The organism is Duganella paludis (genome assembly GCF_054461335.1).
Genome location: NZ_CM136922.1, coordinates 2,064,687 through 2,084,412, shown reverse-complemented (window position 1 = coordinate 2,084,412; position 19,726 = coordinate 2,064,687). Strand labels below are relative to the sequence as shown.

Here is a 19,726-nt window from a genome sequence, read left to right as displayed (position 1 = left end):
TTTTTAACCTTTGTTGCTCAGGCTCAGTTTGTGCAAGTCAGGCATGTCTGCCAGCTTCTGTTCCAGATAGTGAATGTTGGTGCCGCCTTCGATGAAACGGGCGTCGACCATCAGCTCGCGGTGCAGCGGGATGTTGGTCGAAATGCCTTCGACGACCATTTCCGACAGCGCGATCTGCATGCGGCGGATCGCCTGCTCGCGGGTGGCGCCGTAGGTAATGACCTTGCCGATCATCGAATCGTAGTGTGGTGGCACATAATAACCCGCATACGCGTGCGAGTCGACGCGCACGCCGGGACCGCCTGGCACGTGCCAGGAAGTGATGCGGCCTGGCGACGGCGTGAACTTGAACGCGTCTTCGGCGTTGATGCGGCACTCGATGGCGTGGCCGGACAGCATCACGTCGCGCTGGCGGAAGCGCAGCTTCTCGCCGGCGGCGATGCGGATCTGTTCCTGCACGATGTCGATGCCGGTGATCATTTCGGTGACCGGGTGTTCGACCTGCACGCGGGTGTTCATTTCGATGAAGTAGAACTCGCCGTTCTCGTACAGGAATTCGAACGTGCCGGCGCCGCGATAGCCGATCTTGCGGCAGGCTTCGGCGCAGCGTTCGCCGACTTTTTCAATCAGCTTGCGTGGAATGCCGGGCGCCGGCGCTTCCTCGATCACCTTCTGGTGGCGGCGCTGCATCGAGCAATCGCGTTCGCCCAGCCAGACGGCGTTTTTGTGTTCGTCGGCGAGGATCTGGATTTCCACGTGGCGTGGATTTTCCAGGTACTTCTCCATATAGACTTCCGGATTGCCGAAGGCCGTGCCGGCTTCGGTCTTGGTCATCTGCACCGCGTTGATCAGCGCCGCTTCGGTATGCACCACGCGCATGCCGCGACCGCCGCCGCCGCCGGCTGCTTTAATAATCACCGGGTAGCCGACCTTGCGGGCGATCTGCACGATGGCTTTCGGATCATCCGGCAACGCGCCTTCCGAGCCCGGCACGCAAGGCACGCCGGCCTTGATCATGGTCTGCTTGGCGGTCACCTTGTCGCCCATCAGGCGGATCGATTCCGAACGCGGGCCGATGAACACGAAGCCCGATTTTTCCACGCGCTCGGCGAAGTCGGCGTTTTCCGACAGGAAGCCGTAGCCAGGGTGGATCGCTTCGGCGTCCGTCACTTCGGCCGCGCTGATGATGGCCGGCATGTTCAGATAGCTGAGCGACGACGGCGCCGGGCCGATACATACCGACTCGTCGGCCAGTTTCACGTACTTGGCGTCTTTGTCTGCTTCCGAGTGGACCACAACCGTCTTGATGCCCAGTTCGCGGCAAGCGCGCTGGATACGGAGGGCGATTTCGCCACGGTTGGCGATAAGGATTTTTTCAAACATGATAGGTTCGCTATGTCTGTGGGCGCCGAGAAGGACTACTCTTCTATGGCTGCGTCAGGTGAGGAGGAAAGCGGACCAAGATGGCGCGCCCGTCGCCGAAGGGGAGGGCGCTGGCCGATCTTAGCCGATCACAAACAGCGGTTGGCCGAATTCGACCGGTTGGCCGTTCTCGACCAGGATCTGGGTGATGGTGCCGGATTTGTCGGCATCGATTTCGTTCAGCAGCTTCATCGCTTCGATGATGCACAGGGTATCGCCTTCCTTGACCACAGCGCCCACTTCGACAAACGCGGCAGCGCCTGGCGCCGACGAACGGTAGAAGGTGCCGACCATCGGCGACTTGACGATATGGCCGGTCGGCTCGGCGGCGGCCACCGGCGCGGCGGCTGGTGCGGCAGCGACTGGCGCGCCTGCGGGTGCGGCATGGTACTGAGGAATTTGCGGCTGCATCATGACCATTTGGTTTTGCGGCAGTGCGGACGATTTGACGATGCGAACTTTGCTTTCGCCCTCGGTCACTTCGAGTTCGGCGATGTCCGATTCTGCGACCAAATCAATCAAGGTCTTCAGCTTGCGTAGATCCATGTAACCCCCAGGAATGTCTTGTTTGTGTAATTAAAATGCGCGCAGATCGCGTAGGTTATCGCTTTTTAAGGGCGAAGTCGATGGCAAACCGATATCCTTCGATACCCAGTCCGCAGATGGTGCCTATTGCGATCGCGCTCAGGAATGAGTGGTGGCGAAACGACTCGCGTTGGTAAATATTCGAAATGTGCACTTCCACAAACGGAATGGCCACCCCTGCCAGCGCGTCGCGCAGGGCGACGCTGGTATGGGTCAGGCCACCCGGATTGATGACGATGGCGTCCACGCCTTCCGACCTGGCGGCATGGATGCGATCAATCAGCGCACCTTCGTGATTACTCTGAAAGCAGGACAAGTTCGCACCCGCTGCCTGGGCTTGGGCCTGGGCAGCGTGTTCGATGTCGGCCAAAGTGCTAGCGCCGTAGACCTCGGGCTCCCGCGTCCCCAATAAATTCAGGTTGGGGCCGTTGAGCAGTAGGAGGTTTTTTGCCATGATTCTTGAGCCTTCTCCGCGAAAGATCCGCATTTTGACGCCAACTACGGACATTTGGCAAGAGAAAAAAACTTGTGCGACGGCTTACAGAGTTGCCAAATCTTTGCGCAGCTCGTCAAATTTCAGTCGGCCGAGGTAGGTCTTCTTGACCTGGCCATCGGCGCCGATCAGCACCGTGTAGGGCAGGCCGCCACCGCTGTTGCCGAACTGGCGCGACAGTTCGGTGCCGCTCATGCCGGCCACCAGCACCGGGTAGCTAATCTTGTATTTGTTGCTAAATTCCGCGATATTTGTTGGCGAATCGATACCAATACCGATAACTTGCAGCTTCTTGCCCTCTTCTCCGGACGCCAGCGCCGACAGTTCCGGCATTTCCTGCACGCATGGGCCGCACCACGGCGCCCAGAAATTCACCAGCATGGCCTTGCCTTTATATTGGGCCAGCGGGGTGGCGACGCCCTTGGCGTCCGGCATGCTTTGCTTGAACAGTTCGTCCACCGGGCCGGTCACGCCGGGCGGCTGGGTGGCCGTCAGCGGCGGCGCCTGTTCCTTGGTTTGCATGCCGACATAGGCGCCGGAAGCGGCAAATAGCAAGGCGACAACAGCGTAAGCGGCGAGATGTTTTTTGTTCATGGCGAAGGTGGGTGAGTGCTGGGGTGAGTACTGTTAACTAAGAGGGCGCGCACGGCGGCGATATCGGCGCGGGCCAGTTTGCCGTCGCCGCGCGATTTTACCGCACCGCGCAGGTCGTCCAGTTCATACAAGGCGGCATGCACGCCTTCCTTGTGCCACATGAAACTGACCGTTTCGACCATGCCGTGACGCGGCCCCTTGAAGTGCGGCGTTTCCGAGATGTCGATTTGCAAATTCCGGTTGAGCAGGAAGATCTCCACCTCCTTGGCGCTGTCGGCAAACAGCTGCAGGTGGATGTCGTCGTGCGGGCCGGCCGTGCCATTTAATACAGCGCCGGTCAGGTAGGGATGGAAAGCCTGCAAGCCTTCCATGATGTCGACCGCCAGGGTGCGCAGGCGGAACAGGCGGGCCGGCTGGGTGTCGGCGTGGAACAGCGATTGGTAGATGCGGACTTCCGCCTCGATCTGCGCGTTGTCCGGCAGCAGGTTGAGCGGCGGCTGGGTGTCGCCGAGGATTTGCCGGGCCGCCTTGCGCTTGGCCGTGTTGTAGTCGGCGCCGTCTTCGGTGATCAGGCGAGCGGCCGCCGCCGCGATCTCGGCACGCAGTAGCTGGAGTTCCTCGTTAACATTCGGCGTCATGGACGAGATAATACTCTGAACCGGGAAAAGCGCGTCGGGTCGGGTAAAATCCCGTATTCAGTCAGCGCGTCACTCCCGCGCAGGCGGGAGTCCATGCTGAGTATCTTGGTCAGCGTTCCATGGATTCCCGCGTTCGCGGGAATGACGGAGTATCCCAACGTCGTCTTTTTAACTTATGCACATTCATATCCTCGGTATTTGCGGCACCTTCATGGGCGGCCTGGCAGTGCTGGCGAAAGAAGCGGGCCACCGCGTCACCGGTTGCGACGCCAATGTTTATCCACCGATGAGCACCCAGCTCGAAGCGCAAGGCATCGAACTGATCCAGGGCTTCGGTCCGGAACAGACCGCGCTGAATCCGGATCTGTATGTGATTGGCAACGTTGTCACGCGCGGCAATCCGCTGATCGAGGAAATCATGAATCGCGGCCTGCCCTTCGTCTCGGGCCCGCAGTGGATCGGCGACCATATATTAAAAGACAAATGGGTGCTGGCCGTGGCCGGCACGCACGGCAAGACCACCACCTCGGCCATGCTGACCTGGATCCTGGAAGACGCCGGCTACGCGCCCGGCTTCCTGATCGGCGGCGTGCCGATGAACTTCGGCGTCTCTGCGCGCATGCAGGGTGACAAGGATTCGATCTTCTTCGTCATCGAAGCGGACGAATACGACACCGCCTTCTTCGACAAGCGCAGCAAGTTCGTGCACTACCACGCCAAGACCGCCATCCTCAACAACCTGGAATACGATCACGCCGACATCTTCCCCGATCTGGGCGCTATTGAAACCCAATTCCATCACCTGGTGCGCACCGTGCCGGGCATCGGCCGCGTCATCTTCAATGGCGACGAGGAGCCGCTGCAGCGCGTATTGAAGCGCGGCTGCTGGAGCGAGAAGGAAAGCTTCGGCCGCAGCGCGGGCACCGACTGGACGCTGAACGAACACGACGACGGCAGCTTCGACGTCATCTTCAAGGGTGAAACGGCCGGCCGCGTCGAATGGTCGCTGACCGGCAAGCACAACCGCGCCAACGCGCTGGCCGCGATCGCCGCCGCCCGCCACGTCGGCGTGCCGGTGGCGCAGGCCGCCAAGTCGCTGGCCACGTTCGAAAACGTCAAACGCCGCATGGAAGTGCGCGGCGTGGTCAACAACATCACCGTGTTCGACGACTTCGCCCACCATCCAACCGCCATCGCCACCACGGTCGGCGGCCTGCGCCAGAAAATCGGCAAGAGCGGCCGCATCCTGGCCGTGCTGGAGCCGCGCTCCAACACCATGAAGCTGGGCGCGATGAAGGATGCGCTGCCCGGCAGCCTGGCCGAGGCCGACCTGGTGTTCGGCTACGGCGTCGAGAAAACCCTGGGCTGGAGCGTGGGCGCTGCGCTGTCGCCGCTGGGCGAACGCGCCAGCGCCTATGAAGATATCGACACGCTGGTGGCCGCCATCGCCAAGGCCGCGCAGCCGGGCGACCAGATCATCGTGATGAGCAACGGCGGCTTCGGCGGCATCCACGACAAGATCCTGAAAGCGCTGGCCTGATGATTTTGTACCTGCACGGCTTCCGCTCCTCGCCGAAATCCATGAAGGCGCGCCTGGTCGGCGAGCGCATGGCGGCGCAGGGCCTGGCCGATCAATTGATCTGTCCGCAATTGCCGGCCTCGCCGAAGGCGGCCATGGAACTGGCGCTCTCTTTAATAGAGGGCATGCCGGCGCAAGAACTTAGCATCGTCGGCTCCTCGCTGGGCGGCTATTACGCCACCTGGCTGGCCGAGCGCATCGGCTGCCGCGCCGTGCTGCTGAATCCGGCCATCGTGCCGCTGCAAGACCTGGACAAGCACGTCGGCGTCACCACGCAATTCCATTCCGACGAGCCGTTCGAATTCAAGCGTGAATATATAGACGAGCTGCGCGCGCTGGCGGTGGACCGCATCACCCGTCCCGAGCGCTACTTCCTGATCGCCGCCACCGGCGACGAAGTGCTCGACTACCGCGACATGGTGGCCCACTACCAGGGCGCGCGCCAGCACGTGATTGAAGGCAGCGACCACGCGATTTCCGAATTCCCCGACTACCTGGATGCGGTGCTGGCGTTCTGCGGCGTCGAGGCGCGGGCTTGAGCGCGCGGCCGCGCGGCGCCTCGCTGCGGCAGGCGCAGTGGCAGCCGCACGTGCTGGCATTGAACGCGCCGCCGGGCTATGCGCCGTGGCTGACCGAGGACGGTTCGCTGACCGCGCGCCTTAAAGCGCACAGCGACAGCTTCCGCGTGCAGTGCCTGCACCAGCGCACGGCGATCTGCCTGAGCGACGAGGCGGTGGCGATCGGCATGCACCGTCCCGGCCGCGTCTGGGAAAGGGAAGTGCTGCTGAGATGTGATAATACGCCTGCGGTGTTTGCGCACACGGTGGTGCCGATGGCGGCCACCGCCGCCGATTGGCCGCTGTTCAGCGCCCTGGGCGAGCGTTCGCTGGGCTCCACGCTGTTCGGCGATCCGCTGGTGCGGCGCGGTGTTTTGGAATTTGCAAGATTAAGGGATGGACATCCCCTGGCCCGGCGCGCACGCGCGGCGCTGGGGGCGTCCGCTCCGGATGAGCACATATTGTATGCGCGGCGCTGTCTATATCAGCGCAGGCAAGGTACCCTGCTGGTGACGGAAGTGTTTCTACCCGCCGTCCTGGAACTGATTAAAACGAGTATAAAACCACGATGAATGTATTTTTTGAAGAATCCGGCGATTTCAAGGTCGGCAGTGTGATGACGCAGGCAGGCGAGGCCTATCAAGTCGAGATGGCCAGCGGCAAGCGCACCAAGGTCAAGACTAAGGACGTGCTGCTGCAGTTCGAGAAGCCGTCGCCGGGCGAGCTCATGGAGCAGGCCAAGGCCATCTCCGCCGAGATCGACCTCGAATTCCTGTGGGAAGTCGCGGGCGAGGAAGAGTTCGGCTTTGCCGAGCTGGGCGCGGAGTATTTCGGCCATGCGCCGCAACCGGCCGAAGCGGCCGGGCTGATCCTGAGCCTGCATTCGTCGCCGGTCTACTTCTATAAAAAAGGCCGGGGCCGCTACAAGGCGGCGCCCGAGCAATCGTTGCGCGCCGCGCTGGCCGGCATCGAGAAAAAGAAACAGCAGGCGCTGGTGCAGGCCGGCTATGTGGAAGAACTGAAAGCCAACCAGCTGCCGGAATCGATGCGCAACATCGTCATGCAGCTGCTGTTCAAGCCGGACAAGAACTCCATTGAATACAAGGCGCTGGAAGCGGCCTGCAACGAGCTGCACACCAATCCGCAGCGCCTGATGCTGGCGGTGGGCGGCGTGCAATCGCCGAAGTCCCTGCACATGGCCAAGTTCCTGTTCGAGAATTTCCCGAAAGGTTCCGGCTTCCCGGACGTGCCGGTGCCGGTGCCGCCGACCAACCTGCCGTTGGCGGACGTCAAGGCCTTCTCCATCGACGACGTGACCACCACCGAGATCGACGATGCCTTCTCGGTCGCCCATCTGGCCGACGGCAACGTCAAGATCGGCATCCACATCGCCGCGCCGGGCCTGGGCATCAAGCCGGACGACGCGGTCGATAAGATGGCGCGCGCGCGCATGTCCACCGTCTACATGCCGGGCGATAAGATCACCATGCTGCCGGATTCCATCGTGGAAGCGTTCACCCTGGCCGAGGGCAAGACCTGCCCGGCGCTGTCGCTGTACGCCACGCTGAACCCGGCCGACTGGTCGGTGATTTCCAGCGAAACGCGCGCCGAGATGGTGCCGATCGCCCACAACCTGCGCCACAACGACCTGGACGACCTGGTCAACGAGGAAACCCTGGCCAGCGGCGAGGGCGATTATCCGCACAAGGACGACCTGTGCCTGATCTGGAAATGGGCGCAAGTGCTGGAAGCGGCGCGCATGGTCAAGCGCGAAGCGTTCGGCCTCAAGCCGGAACAGAACAACCGCGTGGACTTCAACTTCTACGTGGAAGACGACGTGGTCACGGTGTCGCGCCGCAAGCGTGGTGCGCCGCTGGACAAGATCGTCGCCGAGCTGATGATCTTCGCCAACAGCACCTGGGGCAAGATGATGCACGACAACGGCGTGCCGGGCATCTACCGCAGCCAGGGCCGTGGCGTCGGCGGCTGGAACGCCAAGATGCAAGTGCGCATGCTGACCCATGCGGCGCCGCACGAAGGCCTGGGCGTCGATCAGTACGCGTGGAGCACCTCGCCGCTGCGCCGCTACACCGACCTGGTCAATCAATGGCAGATCCTGGCCTGCGCCGAAAAAGGCGTGATGGCGCCGCTGGTGGCCCACTTCAAGCACAAGGACGCCGGCCTGTTCGCCATCGTCTCGCAATTCGACGCCGCCTATGGCGCTTACGCCGACCACCAGGCCAATATGGAACGCTACTGGTGCCTGCGCTGGCTGGGCCAGGAAAATGCGCGCCAGGTGGAAGCCGTGGTGCTCAAGGACGAGGTGCTGCGCCTGGTCGATATTCCGCTCATCATCCGCCTGCCGGGCATGCCGTCGGTGGCGCGCGGCGCCCAGGTCAAGATCGACATCCTGCGTTGGGATGAGATCGACCTGAGCATCGAAGCGCGCTTGCTGGAAATCCCGACCACGGTCACGGTCGACGGCGACGCCGAGCTGGACTACGAGGAAGAGGAGGCCATTCCCGCTGCCGACGCCAACGATCCCGAGGCCGCCGAGGAAAACACGGCCGAAGCTTCGGCAGACGCTCCCGCAGACGCGCCGCCGGCCGCCTGATGTTCAATCCTCGCGCCAAGATCAGCGTCGTACCCTTGTACGGCGAAGAGAAACTGGTCATCGTCGACGACTTGCTGCTGGAACCGCACAAGATGGTCGAACTGGCCGGCCGTTCGCGCGCGGATTTCACCGATGCCGACCACAACTACTTCCCCGGTCCGGAACTGAACCTGACGCCGGAGATGACGCAAGCCTTCGACCAGTTCGTGGTCGAGCACGTGCGCAAACCGCTGGGTGCGCGCCGCACCAATATGCTGGCCACGCGGCTGGCGTTGGCTACGCTGCAACCGCCGCATCTGCAGAATCTGCAGCGCGTCTGCCACCGCGACACCGTGCCCCAGCCCAACCGCGAAGGCACCGGCGCCATGGTGCTGTACCTGTTCGAGGACCAGCGGCTGGGCGGCACCGGATTCTTCCGGCAAACCTGTTCCGAGGACGAATTCACCCACATGGTGTTGCAATCGGGCGTCATGGATCGCCAGGCGTTTAGCGAGTTGACCGGTGCCGGCGAGGGCTACGCCGTGGCTTCCGACCGCTACTTCGAAAAGATCTACACGGCGCAGCCGGCCTTTAACCGCGCCATCTTCTACCATGGCACGGTGCTGCACAGCGCCGACATCCACAGCCCCGAACTGCTGCGCGATGACGTGCGGACCGGACGGCTGACCGTCAACGCCTTCTTCAACCTGCGCCGCAACGCCGCCTGATGAGCGTGGTAAATCGGTTAAAATCAGCGCACCGCCTTGAACCGACGAAACTGAAGCCTGCCGCGTGAAGTCTTTCAAAGAAAACCGCCTGCTGTACATCGCCATCGGCATCTCCCTGCTGGCGCACGCCGCCATGCTGGCGCTGCGCTTCGTCGCGCCGACGCCGGCGCCGGTGCAGGCTACCGATCCCGGGCTCGAAGTCATCCTCGTCAACGCCAAGCACAACAAGGCGCCGCTGAAGGCGGACGCCGTGGCCCAGGCCAACCTCGACGGCGGCGGCACGGTGGACAAGGGCCGCTCCAAGTCGCCGATGCCGGACATGCGCAAAACCGAAATGGGCGACAGCGTCAAGGCCAACAAGCGCCGCATCCAAGAGCTGGAAGAGCGCCAGAAGAACCTGCTCACCCAGGTCAATTCCTCGTCGCAGGTGGCGGCGGCGCCGATCACGGAAAAAGCCAAGCCGGACCCGCTGCCCACCGGCGCCGACCTGCTGGAATCGAGCAAGGCCATCGCCCGCCGCGTGGCCGAAATCAGCGAGACCATCGAAGACCAGAACAAGCGTCCGAAGAAAACCATGATCACGCCGAGCACGCGCGAAGCGGGCTATGCGAGCTACTACAAAACCATGCAGAAGCGCATCGAGGACTTCGGTACGCTGAACTTCCCGAACACCAACGGCCGCAAGCTGTATGGCCAGTTGATGTTGTCGATCCCGGTGTTCCAGGACGGCACCATCTATGAAAAAGAAGGCGGCATCAAGGTCGAACGCAGCTCGGGCAACGCGGCGCTGGATGAAGCTGCGGTGCGCATCGTGCGCCGCTCGGCGCCGTTCGGCAAGTTCCCGCCCAACATGCTGTCGAGCGACCGCGATGATTTGTGGGTGATCATCACCACCTTCAAATTCACCCGTGAAGACAAATTACAAGCCGATATGAGCGGCGGAGGAAGATAAGTAAATGGACCGCTACTGCGTGTTTGGCAACCCGATTGCCCACAGCAAGTCACCCGAGATTCACGCCGCCTTTGCGGCGCAGACTGGACAAGACCTTGAATACGAACGCCGCCTGGCGCCGCTGGACGGCTTCGCCGACGCCGTGCGCAGCTTTATCGCCGAGGGCGGCAAGGGCGCCAATGTGACGGTGCCGTTCAAGCTGGAGGCGGTCAAGCTGGCGCAGGCGCTGACCATTCGCGCGCGCGCGGCCGGCGCGGTCAACACGCTGGTGTTCAGCGACGAAGGCATTATCGGCGACAACACCGATGGCGCCGGGCTGGTGGCCGACATCGTGGTCAATGCCGGCGTGCCGATCACCGGCAAGCGCGTGCTGCTGCTGGGCGCGGGTGGCGCGGCGCGCGGCGTGGTGCTGCCGATCCTGGAACATCGTCCGGCCAAGCTGGTGATCGCCAACCGCACCGTGGCCACGGCCGAAGCGCTGGTGGAACAGTTTGCCGCGCTGGGCGGCGAGGGCGTGGTATCGGCTTGCGGTTTCGCCGACATCGAGGGTGCCTACGACATCGTCATCAACGCCACGGCGGCCAGCCTGAGCGCCGAAGTGCCGCCGGTGTCGCCGTCCGTATTCGCGCCGGGTTCTTTAGCTTTGGATATGATGTACGGAGCCTCCCCCACAGTATTCTTGCAGTTCGCGGCCCAGCACGGCGCACAGTTGCGCGACGGCCTGGGCATGCTGGTGGAGCAGGCCGCCGAGGCGTTCCAGCTGTGGCGCGGCGTGCAGCCGGCCACCTCCGACGTGTTGCACAACCTGCGCGCAAAACTATGAGCAAATCCGCCGGCAAATGGTCATGGGTGAAGTGGATCTTCATCATTCCCGTGCTGCTGTTCCTGGCGGTGCAGCTGTACTTCTTCCTGCAGATCTGGTGGTGGGTGGACCACAATCCGTCGATGACCAGCTTCATGCGCCAGCAGCAGGCGGCGATCCAGGAGAAGAACCCCAAGGCCAACATCCAACAGGCGTGGGTGCCCTACAATCGCATCTCGAATAATCTGAAGCGCGCCATCATCGCCTCCGAGGACGCCAATTTCTCCGAGCACGAAGGCGTGGACTGGGAAGCGCTGCAAAAAGCCTACGAGAAGAACAACAAGAAGAAAAAGGTGGTATCGGGCGGTTCGACCATCACCCAGCAGCTGGCCAAGAACCTGTTCCTGTCCGGCTCGCGCAGCTATCTGCGCAAGGGGCAGGAGCTGATCATCACCTACATGCTGGAAACCTTGATGGACAAGGAACGCATTTTCGAGATCTACCTGAACGTGGTGGAATTCGGCACCGGCACCTTCGGCGCCGAGGCGGCGGCGCGGCATTATTACGGCGTCAGCGCAGCCAACCTGAGTGCGACGCAGGCGGCCAAGCTGGCGGTCATGCTGCCCAATCCTCGCTATTTCGACAAACACCGCGATTCGAACTACCTGGCCCGCCGCACCGGCGTGATTTTGCGCCGCATGGGCTCCGCCGATCTACCTTAAACCGGGCTTTGCAGGTACACTTGCGCTGTTTCCAAAGGCGCGTGTACCCATGATTAATGTTTTCGTTCTCCAGAATGGCCGGCTCAACCAGGTTCCCATCGACACGCGCGAAGACCTGGAAAAAGCGGAGCCTGTCTGGGTCGACCTGACCGACCCGACGGATGACGAACGCGCCTGGGTGAAAACCATCTACGGCGTGACCCTGCCGGGTGAAGACGAAGTCAAGGACATCGAAGCCTCGGCCCGTTACTACGAAGCCGAAAACGGCGACCTCCACCTGCGCACCGACTTCCTGCTGGAAGAAGAGGACGGCCCGTCGCGCATCGTGACGGTGGCTTTCATTTTGGCGCGCAAGATGCTGTTCTCGGTGCACACCGACGACCTGCCGGTGTTTCGCCTGGTGCGCATGCGCGCCCGTTCGCGTCCCGGCTCGATCGCCGACTACATGGACGTGCTGCTGGACCTGTACGCCACCGACGCCGAGTATTCGGCGGACGCGCTCGAAGGCATCTACCAGAACCTGGAAGAAGTCAGCGGCCGCGTGCTGCAGAAAGAATTCACCGACCAGGACGCGGCCGCCGCGTTGAACGCCATCGCCCACGAGGAAGACTTGAACGGCCGCATCCGCCGCAACATGATGGACACGCGCCGCGCGGTCAGTTTCCTGATGCGCGGCCGGCTGTTGAATTCCGAGCAGTTCGAGGAAGCGCGCCAGATTCTGCGCGACATTGAATCGCTGGACGGCCACACCTCCTTCCTGTTCGACAAGATCAACTTCCTGATGGACGCCACGGTCGGTTTCATCAACATTAACCAGAATAAGATCATCAAGATCTTCTCGGTGGCCAGCGTGGCCTTCCTGCCGCCGACCCTGATCGCCTCGATCTACGGCATGAACTTCAAGGGCTGGTTCCCGGAGCTGGACTGGAACATGGGCTATCCCTTCGCGCTGGGCCTGATGATCACCAGCGCCATCGCACCATTCCTCTACTTCCGCCACCGTGGTTGGCTGAAATAAGGTCGTAGTTAGCAAAAAAATACTTTCAACACCGTAATAATTCTGACGCAGTTAATCTACTAGAATGGCGGCCAGCGGCAACGCTCCCTCCCTCCCTTCGCTCCTCCCGGCCGCCCTGGCCGCCAGAGAAAGTAGCAGCTATGAATAAGAAACGGCAATTTTTCCCCCGCCAGGTGGTGGAAGCCGGCGGTAACCGCTGGGACTGGGCGCTGCTGCCCGTCGTACTCGCGCTTTTCGTGTTGATGGCTTATGGCAGCCAGCAGATGGCGCGTCCCTATGAACTCGGCCAAACGCTGCCGATGACGCTCGACCCGTGGTATCTGCCGTACTACCTGCTGCGCACCACGCTGCGCATGTTCATCGCCATGGGCGCGTCGGTGATCTTCAGCTGCGTGTTCGCGGCGCTGGCCACCAAGTACCGCACGGCCGAAAAAGTCATGGTGCCGATGCTCGACATCCTGCAGTCGATCCCCATCCTCGGCTTTCTGTCGATCACGGTGACGGCCTTCATCGCGCTGTTCCCCGGCAACCTGCTGGGCGTGGAATGCGCCGCCATCTTCGCCATCTTCACCTCGCAGGCGTGGAATATGGCGTTCTCCGCCTACCAGGGCTTCCGCTCGGTGCCGGCCGAATTGTCGGAGGCGGCGCAGGTGTTCCAGCTGTCGGGCTGGCAGCGCTTCTGGCGCCTTGAACTGCCGTTCGCCATGCCCGGACTGCTGTGGAATATGATGATGTCCATGTCCGGCGGCTGGTTCTTCGTGGTGGCCTCGGAAGCGATCATGGTCTCGAACCAGACCATCAAGCTGCCCGGCATGGGTTCGTATATCGCGCTGGCCATCGAGCAGAGCAACCTGGGGGCGATCGGCTGGGCCATCTTCGCCATGCTGATCGCGGTGCTGCTGTACGACCAGCTGTTCTTCCGCCCGCTGCTGGCCTGGGCCGACAAATTCCGCTTCGAGGAAACCGGCGGCGACACCGCGCAGTCTTCGTGGCTGCTCACCTGGCTGCGCCGCACCGAGCGCACGCAGCAACTGGTGGCGTGGTTCGCGCACCAGCTGTCGCGCTCCATCGCCGTGTTCCGCCTGCCGCACGACGGCACCTCGATCCGCGCGCGGCGCGACCGGCCATCGCTGGTGCCGCAGCGCGTGTGGGATGCGGCGATTGCCGCCGTGGTGTTCTACGCCTTATGGAGCCTGGTCCACTTCATCCAAACGGAAGTCGGCTGGCGCGAGGCCGGGCACGTGGCCGTGCTGGGCGTCTACACCATGATCCGCGTGGTGGTGTTGCTGGCGCTGGCCGCCGTGGTGTGGGTGCCGGTGGGGATCTGGATCGGCATGAACCCGCGCTGGGCCTCACGCACGCAGGCTGTGGCGCAATTCCTGGCCGCCTTCCCGGCCAACCTGGTGTTCCCGGTGGCGGTGATCCTGATCGTGCGCTACCAGCTCGATCCCGACATCTGGCTGTCGCCGCTGATGATCCTGGGGACGCAATGGTATCTGCTGTTTAACGTGATCGCAGGCGCTTCAAACATCCCGACCGAGCTGCGTCACGCGGCCAAGAACTTCGGCCTGAAAGGCTGGCTGAAATGGCGCCGCTACCTGCTGCCGGCGATTTTCCCCAGCTTCGTCACCGGCGCCATCACCGCTTCGGGCGGCTCGTGGAACGCCGCCATCGTGGCGGAATTCGTCAGTTGGGGGCCGACCACCCTGAAGGCCCACGGCATCGGCAGCTACATCGCCGAGATGACCGCCGCCGGCGACTTCCCGCGCATCGCGCTGGGCATCGGCATCATGTGCATCTTCGTGATGGGCTTTAATCATTTCGTCTGGCGCCGCCTGTACACCCTGGCCGAAAGCCGGCTGCATTTCTAGGAACAGAATCATGAACACTCCTATCGTTGAATTGAAAGCCGTCGGCAAGCATTTTCGTGGCGCGGACGGCACCGCGCGCGCGGTGCTGGAAGGCGTGGACTTCACGCTGCGCGAAGGCGAGATCGTGGCGCTGCTGGGGCAATCGGGCTCCGGCAAATCGACCATGTTGCGCATCATGGCGGGGCTGGTGCAGGCCGATGAAGGGCAGGTGCTGTATCGCGGCATGCCCTTGTACGGCACGGCGCGCGGCATCCGCATGGTGTTCCAGTCGTTCGCGCTTTTCCCGTGGCTGACGGTGCAGAAGAACGTGGAACTGGGGCTGGAAGCGCAGGGCATGGCCGCCGATGAGCGCGCGCGCCGCGCCAGCCAGATGATCGAGTTGATCGGCCTGTCCGGCTTTGAAGGCGCGCTGCCGCGCGAGCTGTCGGGCGGCATGCGCCAACGCGTCGGCATCGCCCGCGCGCTGGTGATGGAGCCGGAAGTGCTGCTGATGGACGAGGCGTTTTCGGCGCTGGATGTGCTGACCGGCGAGCGCCTGCGCGAAGAGATCCTGGCGCTGTGGCAGTCGGGCCGGATACCGACCAAGGCCATCCTGGTGGTGTCGCACAACATCGAGGAAGCGGTGATGATGGCCGACCGCGTGCTGATCTTCGCCAGCGATCCTGGCCGGGTGCGCGCCGAGCTGCCGATTTCGCTGGCGCAGCCGCGCAAGGCGGAAAGCGCCGAAGTGCGGCAGCTGATCGACAAGGTCTACGAGCTGATGACGGCCAGTTCCGGCCGTCGCGGTGGCGGCGGTGGCTTGATCAGCGAGCGCGAAGTCAAGCTGCAGCTGGGCGACCGCCTGCCGCAAGCCGGCATCGCGCACATGGAAGGGATTCTGGAATTGCTGGCCGACGAACCGTTCCACGGCCGCGCCGACCTGCCGAAGATCGCCGAAGCGACGGAGCTGACCGACGCCGAACTGCTGGAAGTGCTGAACGCCCTGATCCTGCTGGGCTTCGCCTACCTGACCAACGGCGACATCCTGCTGACGGAACTGGGCGGGCGTTATGTGAAGGCGTCCAATACCGAGCGACAGGACATGTTCGGCAAGCAGCTGCTGGAGCATGTGCCGCTGATCGCCTACATCTGCCACGGCCTGCTGCAGGACAAATCGGGCGACCTGCCGGAAGACCTGTTCCTCAAGCTGCTGCGCTTCACGCTCAGTGAAGAAGAGGCCGAGCGCGCGCTGCGGGTCGCCATCGAGTGGGGCCGCTACGGCGACCTGTTCGAGTACAACTTCAACACCGGGGTGATACAGCGTCCGGAAGACGACGAAGACGCGCCGGACTAAAACCGGGGTCAGTTCCGACATTCGGACACGAGCACAACCGTAGCGAACGCTAAGGTTGTGCTCGTGTCCGAATGTCGGAACTGACCCCGAATTTTACAGCTTGGCGAACACGCGGCGGGCGGCGGCGATGGTTTCGTCGATCACTTCGTCGCTGTGCTGCGCCGAGACGAAGCCTGCTTCGAACGCCGCCGGTGCGAAGTACACGCCTTCGTCCAGCATGGCGTGGAAGAAGACGTTGAAGCGCTCGCGGTTCCCGGCCATCATTTCGGCGTAGTTGTTCGGCGGCGTTTCGCTGAAGTACAGGCCGAACATGCCGCCCACCGCATCGGCGCAGAACGGAATGCCGGCTTCCTTGGCCGCCGCCGTCAGGCCGTCGGCCAGGCGCTTGGCGCTGGCGCTCAGTTGCTCGTAGAAGCCCGGCTGCTGGATCAGTTTCAGCGTGGTCATGCCCGCCGCCACCGCCACCGGATTGCCCGACAAGGTGCCGGCCTGGTACACCGCGCCCACCGGCGACATATTGCTCATCAGTGTCGTGCTGCCGCCGAAGGCCGCCACCGGCAGGCCGCCGCCGATCACCTTGCCCAGCGCCGTCAGGTCCGGCTTAATGCCGTACAGTTCCTGCGCGCCGCCCAGCGCCACGCGGAAACCGCACATCACTTCGTCGAAGATCAGCAGCGCGCCGTGCTTGGTGCACAGGTCGCGCAGGGCCTGCAGGAAGGCCGGCGTGGCCTTGATCAGGTTCATATTGCCGGCCACCGGCTCCACGATCACGCAGGCGATCTCGTCGCCGAAGTTGGCGAAGGCCTCTTCGATCTGCGCCACGTTGTTATAGTCGAGCACCAGGGTGTGCTTGACGAAGTCCTCCGGCACGCCGGCCGACGTCGGGTTGCCGAAGGTGAGCAGGCCGCTGCCCGCTTTCACCAGCAGCGAATCGGCGTGGCCGTGGTAGCAGCCTTCGAACTTGACGATCTTGTCGCGGCGGGTGGCGCCGCGCGCCAGGCGCAGGGCGCTCATGGTCGCTTCCGTGCCCGACGAGACCAGGCGCACCTGCTCGATCGACGGCACCAGGCGCACGATTTCTTCCGCCATCTCGATTTCCGCTTCGGTCGGCGCGCCGAACGACAGGCCGCGCGTGGCCGCTTCCTGCACCGCCTTCACCACTTCCGGATGGGCGTGGCCGACGATGGCCGGACCCCACGAGCCGATGTAGTCGATGTAGCGCTTGCCGTCCGCGTCCCAGAAGTACGGGCCTTCGGCGCGGGTGATGAAGCGCGGCGTGCCGCCCACCGAACGGAAGGCGCGCACCGGCGAGTTGACGCCGCCCGGCGTGGTTTTCTGTGCACGTTCAAACAGCTGGTCGTTTTTGGAAGTCGTGGTCATGATGGCATCTTCAATGTTTTTACTGCAGGTCTTCGATCGCCTGCAAATGGAAAAATCGGTTCGGCACGAACTTGCCCATGCCGTAGCGCTGCGCGTGCGCCAGCGCGCCGACAGTGTACTCCTGGGCCGCCGCCACCGCTTCGGGCACTTCGGCGCCGCGCGCCATGAAGGCCGTCAGCGCCGCCGACAGGGTGTTGCCGGCGCCGATGAAGGGCCCGGCCAGGTGCTGCCAGGCGTCGTGGCTGATGACGCCATCGGCGCCGTACAGGGTGTTGGCCAGGGTGTTGGGCGCGGCCGCGTCGCCCTGCGCGCCGCCGGACGGGGTGCCGGTGACCAGCACGAATTCGCAGCCCAGGGCCAGCAAATGCTCGACATCCGATTCCAGTGTATCCTCGCCTTCACCGCTCTCGCGCCAGGTTTCGGCCAGGCGCCCCAGCTCCACCTGCGACAGCATCACCAGCGTGGCCTGCGGCACCAGCAGCTGGCGGATCGCGGTCAGCAGCTCTTCGGCGTCGTCGTCGGCCGGCTGCGGCAGGCGGGAACTGAAGGGATCGAGGATCAGCGGCGCGTCCGGATAGTCGGACAGGATCTCGGCCACCGCCGCCACCTGTTCCAGGTTGGTGATGGCGCCGACCTTGAAGGCGGCCATGGTCATGTCTTCCAGGATCACGCGGGCCTGGTCGGCCACCCAGTCCGGGTCGATGTCCTGCATGTCTTCGACATGGGCGCTGTCGCCGATCAGCAACGCGGTCGTCACCGACAGACCGGTGCAGGACAGGGCCGAGAAAGTGGCCAGGTCGGCTTGGACGCCGGTGGCGCCGGCTGGATCGGCAGCGCCGAAGCTCAATATAAGAGGAGAAGTTTGGTTTTGCACGGCGGGTAGATTAAGATACCTAATTCAGCATTTTACTTGATTGAGGGTGGCAAAACGTGAGTAGCAATGAAACAACGCAGGAGTTCCAGACCTGGATGTGCCTGATCTGCGGCTGGATCTACGACGAAGAGGCCGGCCTGCCGGACGAAGGCATCGCGCCGGGCACCCGCTGGGCCGACGTCCCGATGAACTGGAGTTGTCCGGAATGCGGCGCCCGCAAGGACGATTTCGAGATGGTAGCCATCTGATTCAGGAGCCCACCGGCCTGCGACTATGACGACAACCGCGCTGAAAATCATGGTGATCGACGACAGCAGCACCATTCGTCGTTCGGCCGAGATCTTTTTGACCCAGGCCGGCTATCAGGTGGTGCTGGCCGACGACGGCTTCGACGCCCTGGCCAAGATCAACGACCACCATCCGGCGCTGATCTTCTGCGACATCCTGATGCCGCGCCTCGATGGCTATCAAACCTGCGCCCTGATCAAAAAAAGCGCAAAATTCCATGCCACGCCGGTGTTGATGCTGTCCTCCAAGGACGGCTTGTTCGACCGCGCGCGCGGCGCCATGGTCGGCGCGGTCGCTTATCTGACCAAGCCGTTTACCAAAGACAGCCTGCTGGCCGCCGTTCGCGAGCACACCGGCGGCGCTGTCGCCACACCAGAATAGAAAGCCGCAGGGGGAAATATGGCCATACAAAGAATTCTGATCGTCGATGATTCGGCCACTGAGCGCTACTACCTGAGCGACATCCTGACCCGCAGCGGCTATACCGTGTCGGTGGCGGTCAGCGGCGAGGAAGCGCTGCTCAAGCTCAAGGCCGAGAAGCCGGAACTGATCCTGATGGACGTGGTGATGCCGGGCGCGAACGGCTTCCAGGTCACGCGCTCGATCGCCCGCGATCCGGAACTGAAGGACGTGCCGATCATCATCTGCTCCAGCAAGAGCCAGGAGACCGATCGTATCTGGGCGCTGCGCCAGGGTGCCAAGGACTACCTGGTCAAACCGGTCGATCCGGCCGAATTGCTGGCCAAGATCGCGGCCCTCGGCTAACCATGAGCGAGCTCCCGGAACGCCGCAGCCGCTTGCGCCAGTACCAGGTGCAGCTGCTGGAGCGCATGCAGGCCGCGAAAACCGGCGCCACCGAAAGCGGGCGCGAACTGGGCGTGCTGATAGGCGGGCGTTTGTGCCTGCTCGACCTGACCCAGATCAGCGAGATCGTGCCCCTGCAAACGCCGACGCCGGTGCCGCTGACGCAGGACTGGTATCTGGGGCTGGTGAATCTGCGCGGCCACCTGACCGGGGTGATCGACCTGGCGCGCTATCGCCAGCAGGACGCGGGCGATGCCGCGCCGTCCGAACGCCGCCTGATTTCCTTCGCGCCGGGACTCGGTTTCAATTGCGCGCTGCTGGTCGGGCGGGTGCTGGGCCTGCGCAAGCTGGCCGACATGGAAGCGGTGGAGACGGACCAGTTCCGCGACGCCGAAGGACAACAATGGCTGCGCATCGATCTGGCGCAGCTGGTGCGCGAACCGCGCTTTGTGCAGGTAGGACTGGTATAGCAAACACTTAATCCGGAGAGGGT

General features: G+C 63.2%; 22 protein-coding genes. 15 read left to right on the top strand and 7 right to left on the bottom strand.

The genetic code is table 11. The features are described from left to right. Nucleotides 1-3 precede the first annotated feature (3 nt). The 5 genes from accC to ACXZ1M_RS09375 all read right to left on the bottom strand — a co-directional run bounded on the left by accC (nt 4) and on the right by ACXZ1M_RS09375 (nt 3,732). Nucleotides 4-1,383 (bottom strand): acetyl-CoA carboxylase biotin carboxylase subunit, encoded by a 1,380-nt coding sequence (gene accC, locus ACXZ1M_RS09395; RefSeq protein ID WP_373988967.1) that lies wholly within the window; start codon nt 1,381-1,383, stop codon nt 4-6. Nucleotides 1,384-1,503: 120 nt separating this feature from the next. Further along, the gene (accB, locus tag ACXZ1M_RS09390) at nt 1,504-1,968 is read right to left on the bottom strand and encodes an acetyl-CoA carboxylase biotin carboxyl carrier protein (RefSeq protein ID WP_459052900.1); all 465 of its coding nucleotides are present in this window, start codon (nt 1,966-1,968) and stop codon (nt 1,504-1,506) included. A gap of 55 nt (nt 1,969-2,023) precedes the next feature. Next, nucleotides 2,024-2,461 carry a type II 3-dehydroquinate dehydratase gene (aroQ, locus tag ACXZ1M_RS09385; RefSeq protein WP_373988965.1) on the bottom strand — a complete coding sequence of 146 codons (438 nt, stop codon included), beginning with the start codon at nt 2,459-2,461 and terminating at the stop codon, nt 2,024-2,026. An 84-nt stretch (nt 2,462-2,545) separates the two neighbouring features. After that, entirely contained in the window at nt 2,546-3,094 is a 549-nt protein-coding gene (locus tag ACXZ1M_RS09380; RefSeq protein ID WP_459052899.1) for a TlpA family protein disulfide reductase, read from the bottom strand. Further along, on the bottom strand, nt 3,091-3,732 hold the full coding sequence (locus tag ACXZ1M_RS09375; RefSeq protein WP_459052898.1) for a hypothetical protein: 642 nt from the start codon (nt 3,730-3,732) through the stop codon (nt 3,091-3,093). The genes ACXZ1M_RS09380 and ACXZ1M_RS09375 overlap by 4 nt, the downstream gene beginning before the upstream one ends. Nucleotides 3,733-3,907: 175 nt before the next feature. Between ACXZ1M_RS09375 and mpl the strand changes: the two genes are divergently transcribed. From mpl to ACXZ1M_RS09320, 11 genes are all read left to right on the top strand, one after another. Continuing rightward, on the top strand, nt 3,908-5,272 hold the full coding sequence (mpl, locus tag ACXZ1M_RS09370; RefSeq protein ID WP_459052897.1) for a UDP-N-acetylmuramate:L-alanyl-gamma-D-glutamyl-meso-diaminopimelate ligase: 1,365 nt from the start codon (nt 3,908-3,910) through the stop codon (nt 5,270-5,272). Continuing rightward, a complete protein-coding gene (locus tag ACXZ1M_RS09365; RefSeq protein WP_459052896.1) occupies nt 5,272-5,850 on the top strand; it encodes a YqiA/YcfP family alpha/beta fold hydrolase in 579 nt (192 codons plus the stop codon). Before mpl ends, ACXZ1M_RS09365 begins: the two co-directional genes overlap by 1 nt. Next, the gene (locus tag ACXZ1M_RS09360) at nt 5,847-6,440 is read left to right on the top strand and encodes a chorismate--pyruvate lyase family protein (protein WP_459052895.1); all 594 of its coding nucleotides are present in this window, start codon (nt 5,847-5,849) and stop codon (nt 6,438-6,440) included. Before ACXZ1M_RS09365 ends, ACXZ1M_RS09360 begins: the two co-directional genes overlap by 4 nt. Next, nucleotides 6,437-8,482, top strand: coding sequence for a ribonuclease catalytic domain-containing protein (locus tag ACXZ1M_RS09355; protein ID WP_459052894.1), 2,046 nt, complete (start codon nt 6,437-6,439; stop codon nt 8,480-8,482). Before ACXZ1M_RS09360 ends, ACXZ1M_RS09355 begins: the two co-directional genes overlap by 4 nt. Then, a complete protein-coding gene (locus ACXZ1M_RS09350; protein ID WP_459052893.1) occupies nt 8,482-9,189 on the top strand; it encodes a DUF6445 family protein in 708 nt (235 codons plus the stop codon). The genes ACXZ1M_RS09355 and ACXZ1M_RS09350 overlap by 1 nt, the downstream gene beginning before the upstream one ends. Before the next feature lie 64 nt (nt 9,190-9,253). Beyond that, nucleotides 9,254-10,141 (top strand): TonB family protein, encoded by an 888-nt coding sequence (locus tag ACXZ1M_RS09345; protein WP_459052892.1) that lies wholly within the window; start codon nt 9,254-9,256, stop codon nt 10,139-10,141. Nucleotides 10,142-10,145: 4 nt separating this feature from the next. Then, nucleotides 10,146-10,964, top strand: a complete 819-nt coding sequence (gene aroE / locus ACXZ1M_RS09340) for a shikimate dehydrogenase (RefSeq protein ID WP_459052891.1) — start codon at nt 10,146-10,148, stop codon at nt 10,962-10,964. Further along, nucleotides 10,961-11,665, top strand: a complete 705-nt coding sequence (gene mtgA / locus ACXZ1M_RS09335) for a monofunctional biosynthetic peptidoglycan transglycosylase (RefSeq protein WP_459052890.1) — start codon at nt 10,961-10,963, stop codon at nt 11,663-11,665. Before aroE ends, mtgA begins: the two co-directional genes overlap by 4 nt. Before the next feature lie 49 nt (nt 11,666-11,714). Next, nucleotides 11,715-12,683, top strand: coding sequence for a magnesium/cobalt transporter CorA (gene corA / locus ACXZ1M_RS09330; RefSeq protein WP_373988954.1), 969 nt, complete (start codon nt 11,715-11,717; stop codon nt 12,681-12,683). A gap of 140 nt (nt 12,684-12,823) precedes the next feature. Beyond that, complete coding sequence (locus ACXZ1M_RS09325) at nt 12,824-14,554, top strand: ABC transporter permease (protein ID WP_459052889.1); 1,731 nt, start codon at nt 12,824-12,826, stop codon at nt 14,552-14,554. 10 nt (nt 14,555-14,564) lie between these two features. Further along, the gene (locus ACXZ1M_RS09320; protein ID WP_459052888.1) at nt 14,565-15,887 is read left to right on the top strand and encodes an ABC transporter ATP-binding protein; all 1,323 of its coding nucleotides are present in this window, start codon (nt 14,565-14,567) and stop codon (nt 15,885-15,887) included. A gap of 93 nt (nt 15,888-15,980) precedes the next feature. On the opposite strand, the gene hemL is transcribed toward ACXZ1M_RS09320, so the two are convergent. After that, nucleotides 15,981-17,267, bottom strand: a complete 1,287-nt coding sequence (gene hemL / locus ACXZ1M_RS09315) for a glutamate-1-semialdehyde 2,1-aminomutase (protein WP_459052887.1) — start codon at nt 17,265-17,267, stop codon at nt 15,981-15,983. A 19-nt stretch (nt 17,268-17,286) separates the two neighbouring features. Beyond that, nucleotides 17,287-18,141: a bifunctional hydroxymethylpyrimidine kinase/phosphomethylpyrimidine kinase gene (gene thiD / locus ACXZ1M_RS09310; protein WP_459052886.1), complete on the bottom strand. Its 855-nt coding sequence runs from the start codon at nt 18,139-18,141 to the stop codon at nt 17,287-17,289. Nucleotides 18,142-18,236: 95 nt separating this feature from the next. Here thiD and ACXZ1M_RS09305 point away from each other — a divergent pair, with 95 nt between their 5' ends. The 4 genes from ACXZ1M_RS09305 to ACXZ1M_RS09290 are packed head-to-tail and all read left to right on the top strand — an operon-like array spanning nt 18,237 to nt 19,703. Then, the gene (locus ACXZ1M_RS09305; protein ID WP_092275808.1) at nt 18,237-18,389 is read left to right on the top strand and encodes a rubredoxin; all 153 of its coding nucleotides are present in this window, start codon (nt 18,237-18,239) and stop codon (nt 18,387-18,389) included. Nucleotides 18,390-18,414: 25 nt separating this feature from the next. Beyond that, complete coding sequence (locus ACXZ1M_RS09300) at nt 18,415-18,810, top strand: response regulator (RefSeq protein WP_373988949.1); 396 nt, start codon at nt 18,415-18,417, stop codon at nt 18,808-18,810. A gap of 18 nt (nt 18,811-18,828) precedes the next feature. Further along, nucleotides 18,829-19,194: a response regulator transcription factor gene (locus ACXZ1M_RS09295; RefSeq protein ID WP_459052885.1), complete on the top strand. Its 366-nt coding sequence runs from the start codon at nt 18,829-18,831 to the stop codon at nt 19,192-19,194. A 2-nt stretch (nt 19,195-19,196) separates the two neighbouring features. Beyond that, on the top strand, nt 19,197-19,703 hold the full coding sequence (locus tag ACXZ1M_RS09290; RefSeq protein WP_459052884.1) for a chemotaxis protein CheW: 507 nt from the start codon (nt 19,197-19,199) through the stop codon (nt 19,701-19,703). Nucleotides 19,704-19,726 lie beyond the last annotated feature (23 nt).

Bases quoted from the DNA above. Each gene is read 5' to 3' on its own strand.
- accC (WP_373988967.1), bottom strand. From the start codon at position 1,383: ATGTTTGAAAAAATCCTTATCGCCAACCGTGGCGAAATCGCCCTCCGT.
- accB (WP_459052900.1), bottom strand. From the start codon at position 1,968: ATGGATCTACGCAAGCTGAAGACCTTGATTGATTTGGTCGCAGAATCG.
- aroQ (WP_373988965.1), bottom strand. From the start codon at position 2,461: ATGGCAAAAAACCTCCTACTGCTCAACGGCCCCAACCTGAATTTATTG.
- ACXZ1M_RS09380 (WP_459052899.1), bottom strand. From the start codon at position 3,094: ATGAACAAAAAACATCTCGCCGCTTACGCTGTTGTCGCCTTGCTATTT.
- ACXZ1M_RS09375 (WP_459052898.1), bottom strand. From the start codon at position 3,732: ATGACGCCGAATGTTAACGAGGAACTCCAGCTACTGCGTGCCGAGATC.
- mpl (WP_459052897.1), top strand. From the start codon at position 3,908: ATGCACATTCATATCCTCGGTATTTGCGGCACCTTCATGGGCGGCCTG.
- ACXZ1M_RS09365 (WP_459052896.1), top strand. From the start codon at position 5,272: ATGATTTTGTACCTGCACGGCTTCCGCTCCTCGCCGAAATCCATGAAG.
- ACXZ1M_RS09355 (WP_459052894.1), top strand. From the start codon at position 6,437: ATGAATGTATTTTTTGAAGAATCCGGCGATTTCAAGGTCGGCAGTGTG.
- ACXZ1M_RS09350 (WP_459052893.1), top strand. From the start codon at position 8,482: ATGTTCAATCCTCGCGCCAAGATCAGCGTCGTACCCTTGTACGGCGAA.
- aroE (WP_459052891.1), top strand. From the start codon at position 10,146: ATGGACCGCTACTGCGTGTTTGGCAACCCGATTGCCCACAGCAAGTCA.
- mtgA (WP_459052890.1), top strand. From the start codon at position 10,961: ATGAGCAAATCCGCCGGCAAATGGTCATGGGTGAAGTGGATCTTCATC.
- corA (WP_373988954.1), top strand. From the start codon at position 11,715: ATGATTAATGTTTTCGTTCTCCAGAATGGCCGGCTCAACCAGGTTCCC.
- ACXZ1M_RS09325 (WP_459052889.1), top strand. From the start codon at position 12,824: ATGAATAAGAAACGGCAATTTTTCCCCCGCCAGGTGGTGGAAGCCGGC.
- ACXZ1M_RS09320 (WP_459052888.1), top strand. From the start codon at position 14,565: ATGAACACTCCTATCGTTGAATTGAAAGCCGTCGGCAAGCATTTTCGT.
- hemL (WP_459052887.1), bottom strand. From the start codon at position 17,267: ATGACCACGACTTCCAAAAACGACCAGCTGTTTGAACGTGCACAGAAA.
- ACXZ1M_RS09305 (WP_092275808.1), top strand. From the start codon at position 18,237: ATGTGCCTGATCTGCGGCTGGATCTACGACGAAGAGGCCGGCCTGCCG.
- ACXZ1M_RS09300 (WP_373988949.1), top strand. From the start codon at position 18,415: ATGACGACAACCGCGCTGAAAATCATGGTGATCGACGACAGCAGCACC.
- ACXZ1M_RS09295 (WP_459052885.1), top strand. From the start codon at position 18,829: ATGGCCATACAAAGAATTCTGATCGTCGATGATTCGGCCACTGAGCGC.
- ACXZ1M_RS09290 (WP_459052884.1), top strand. From the start codon at position 19,197: ATGAGCGAGCTCCCGGAACGCCGCAGCCGCTTGCGCCAGTACCAGGTG.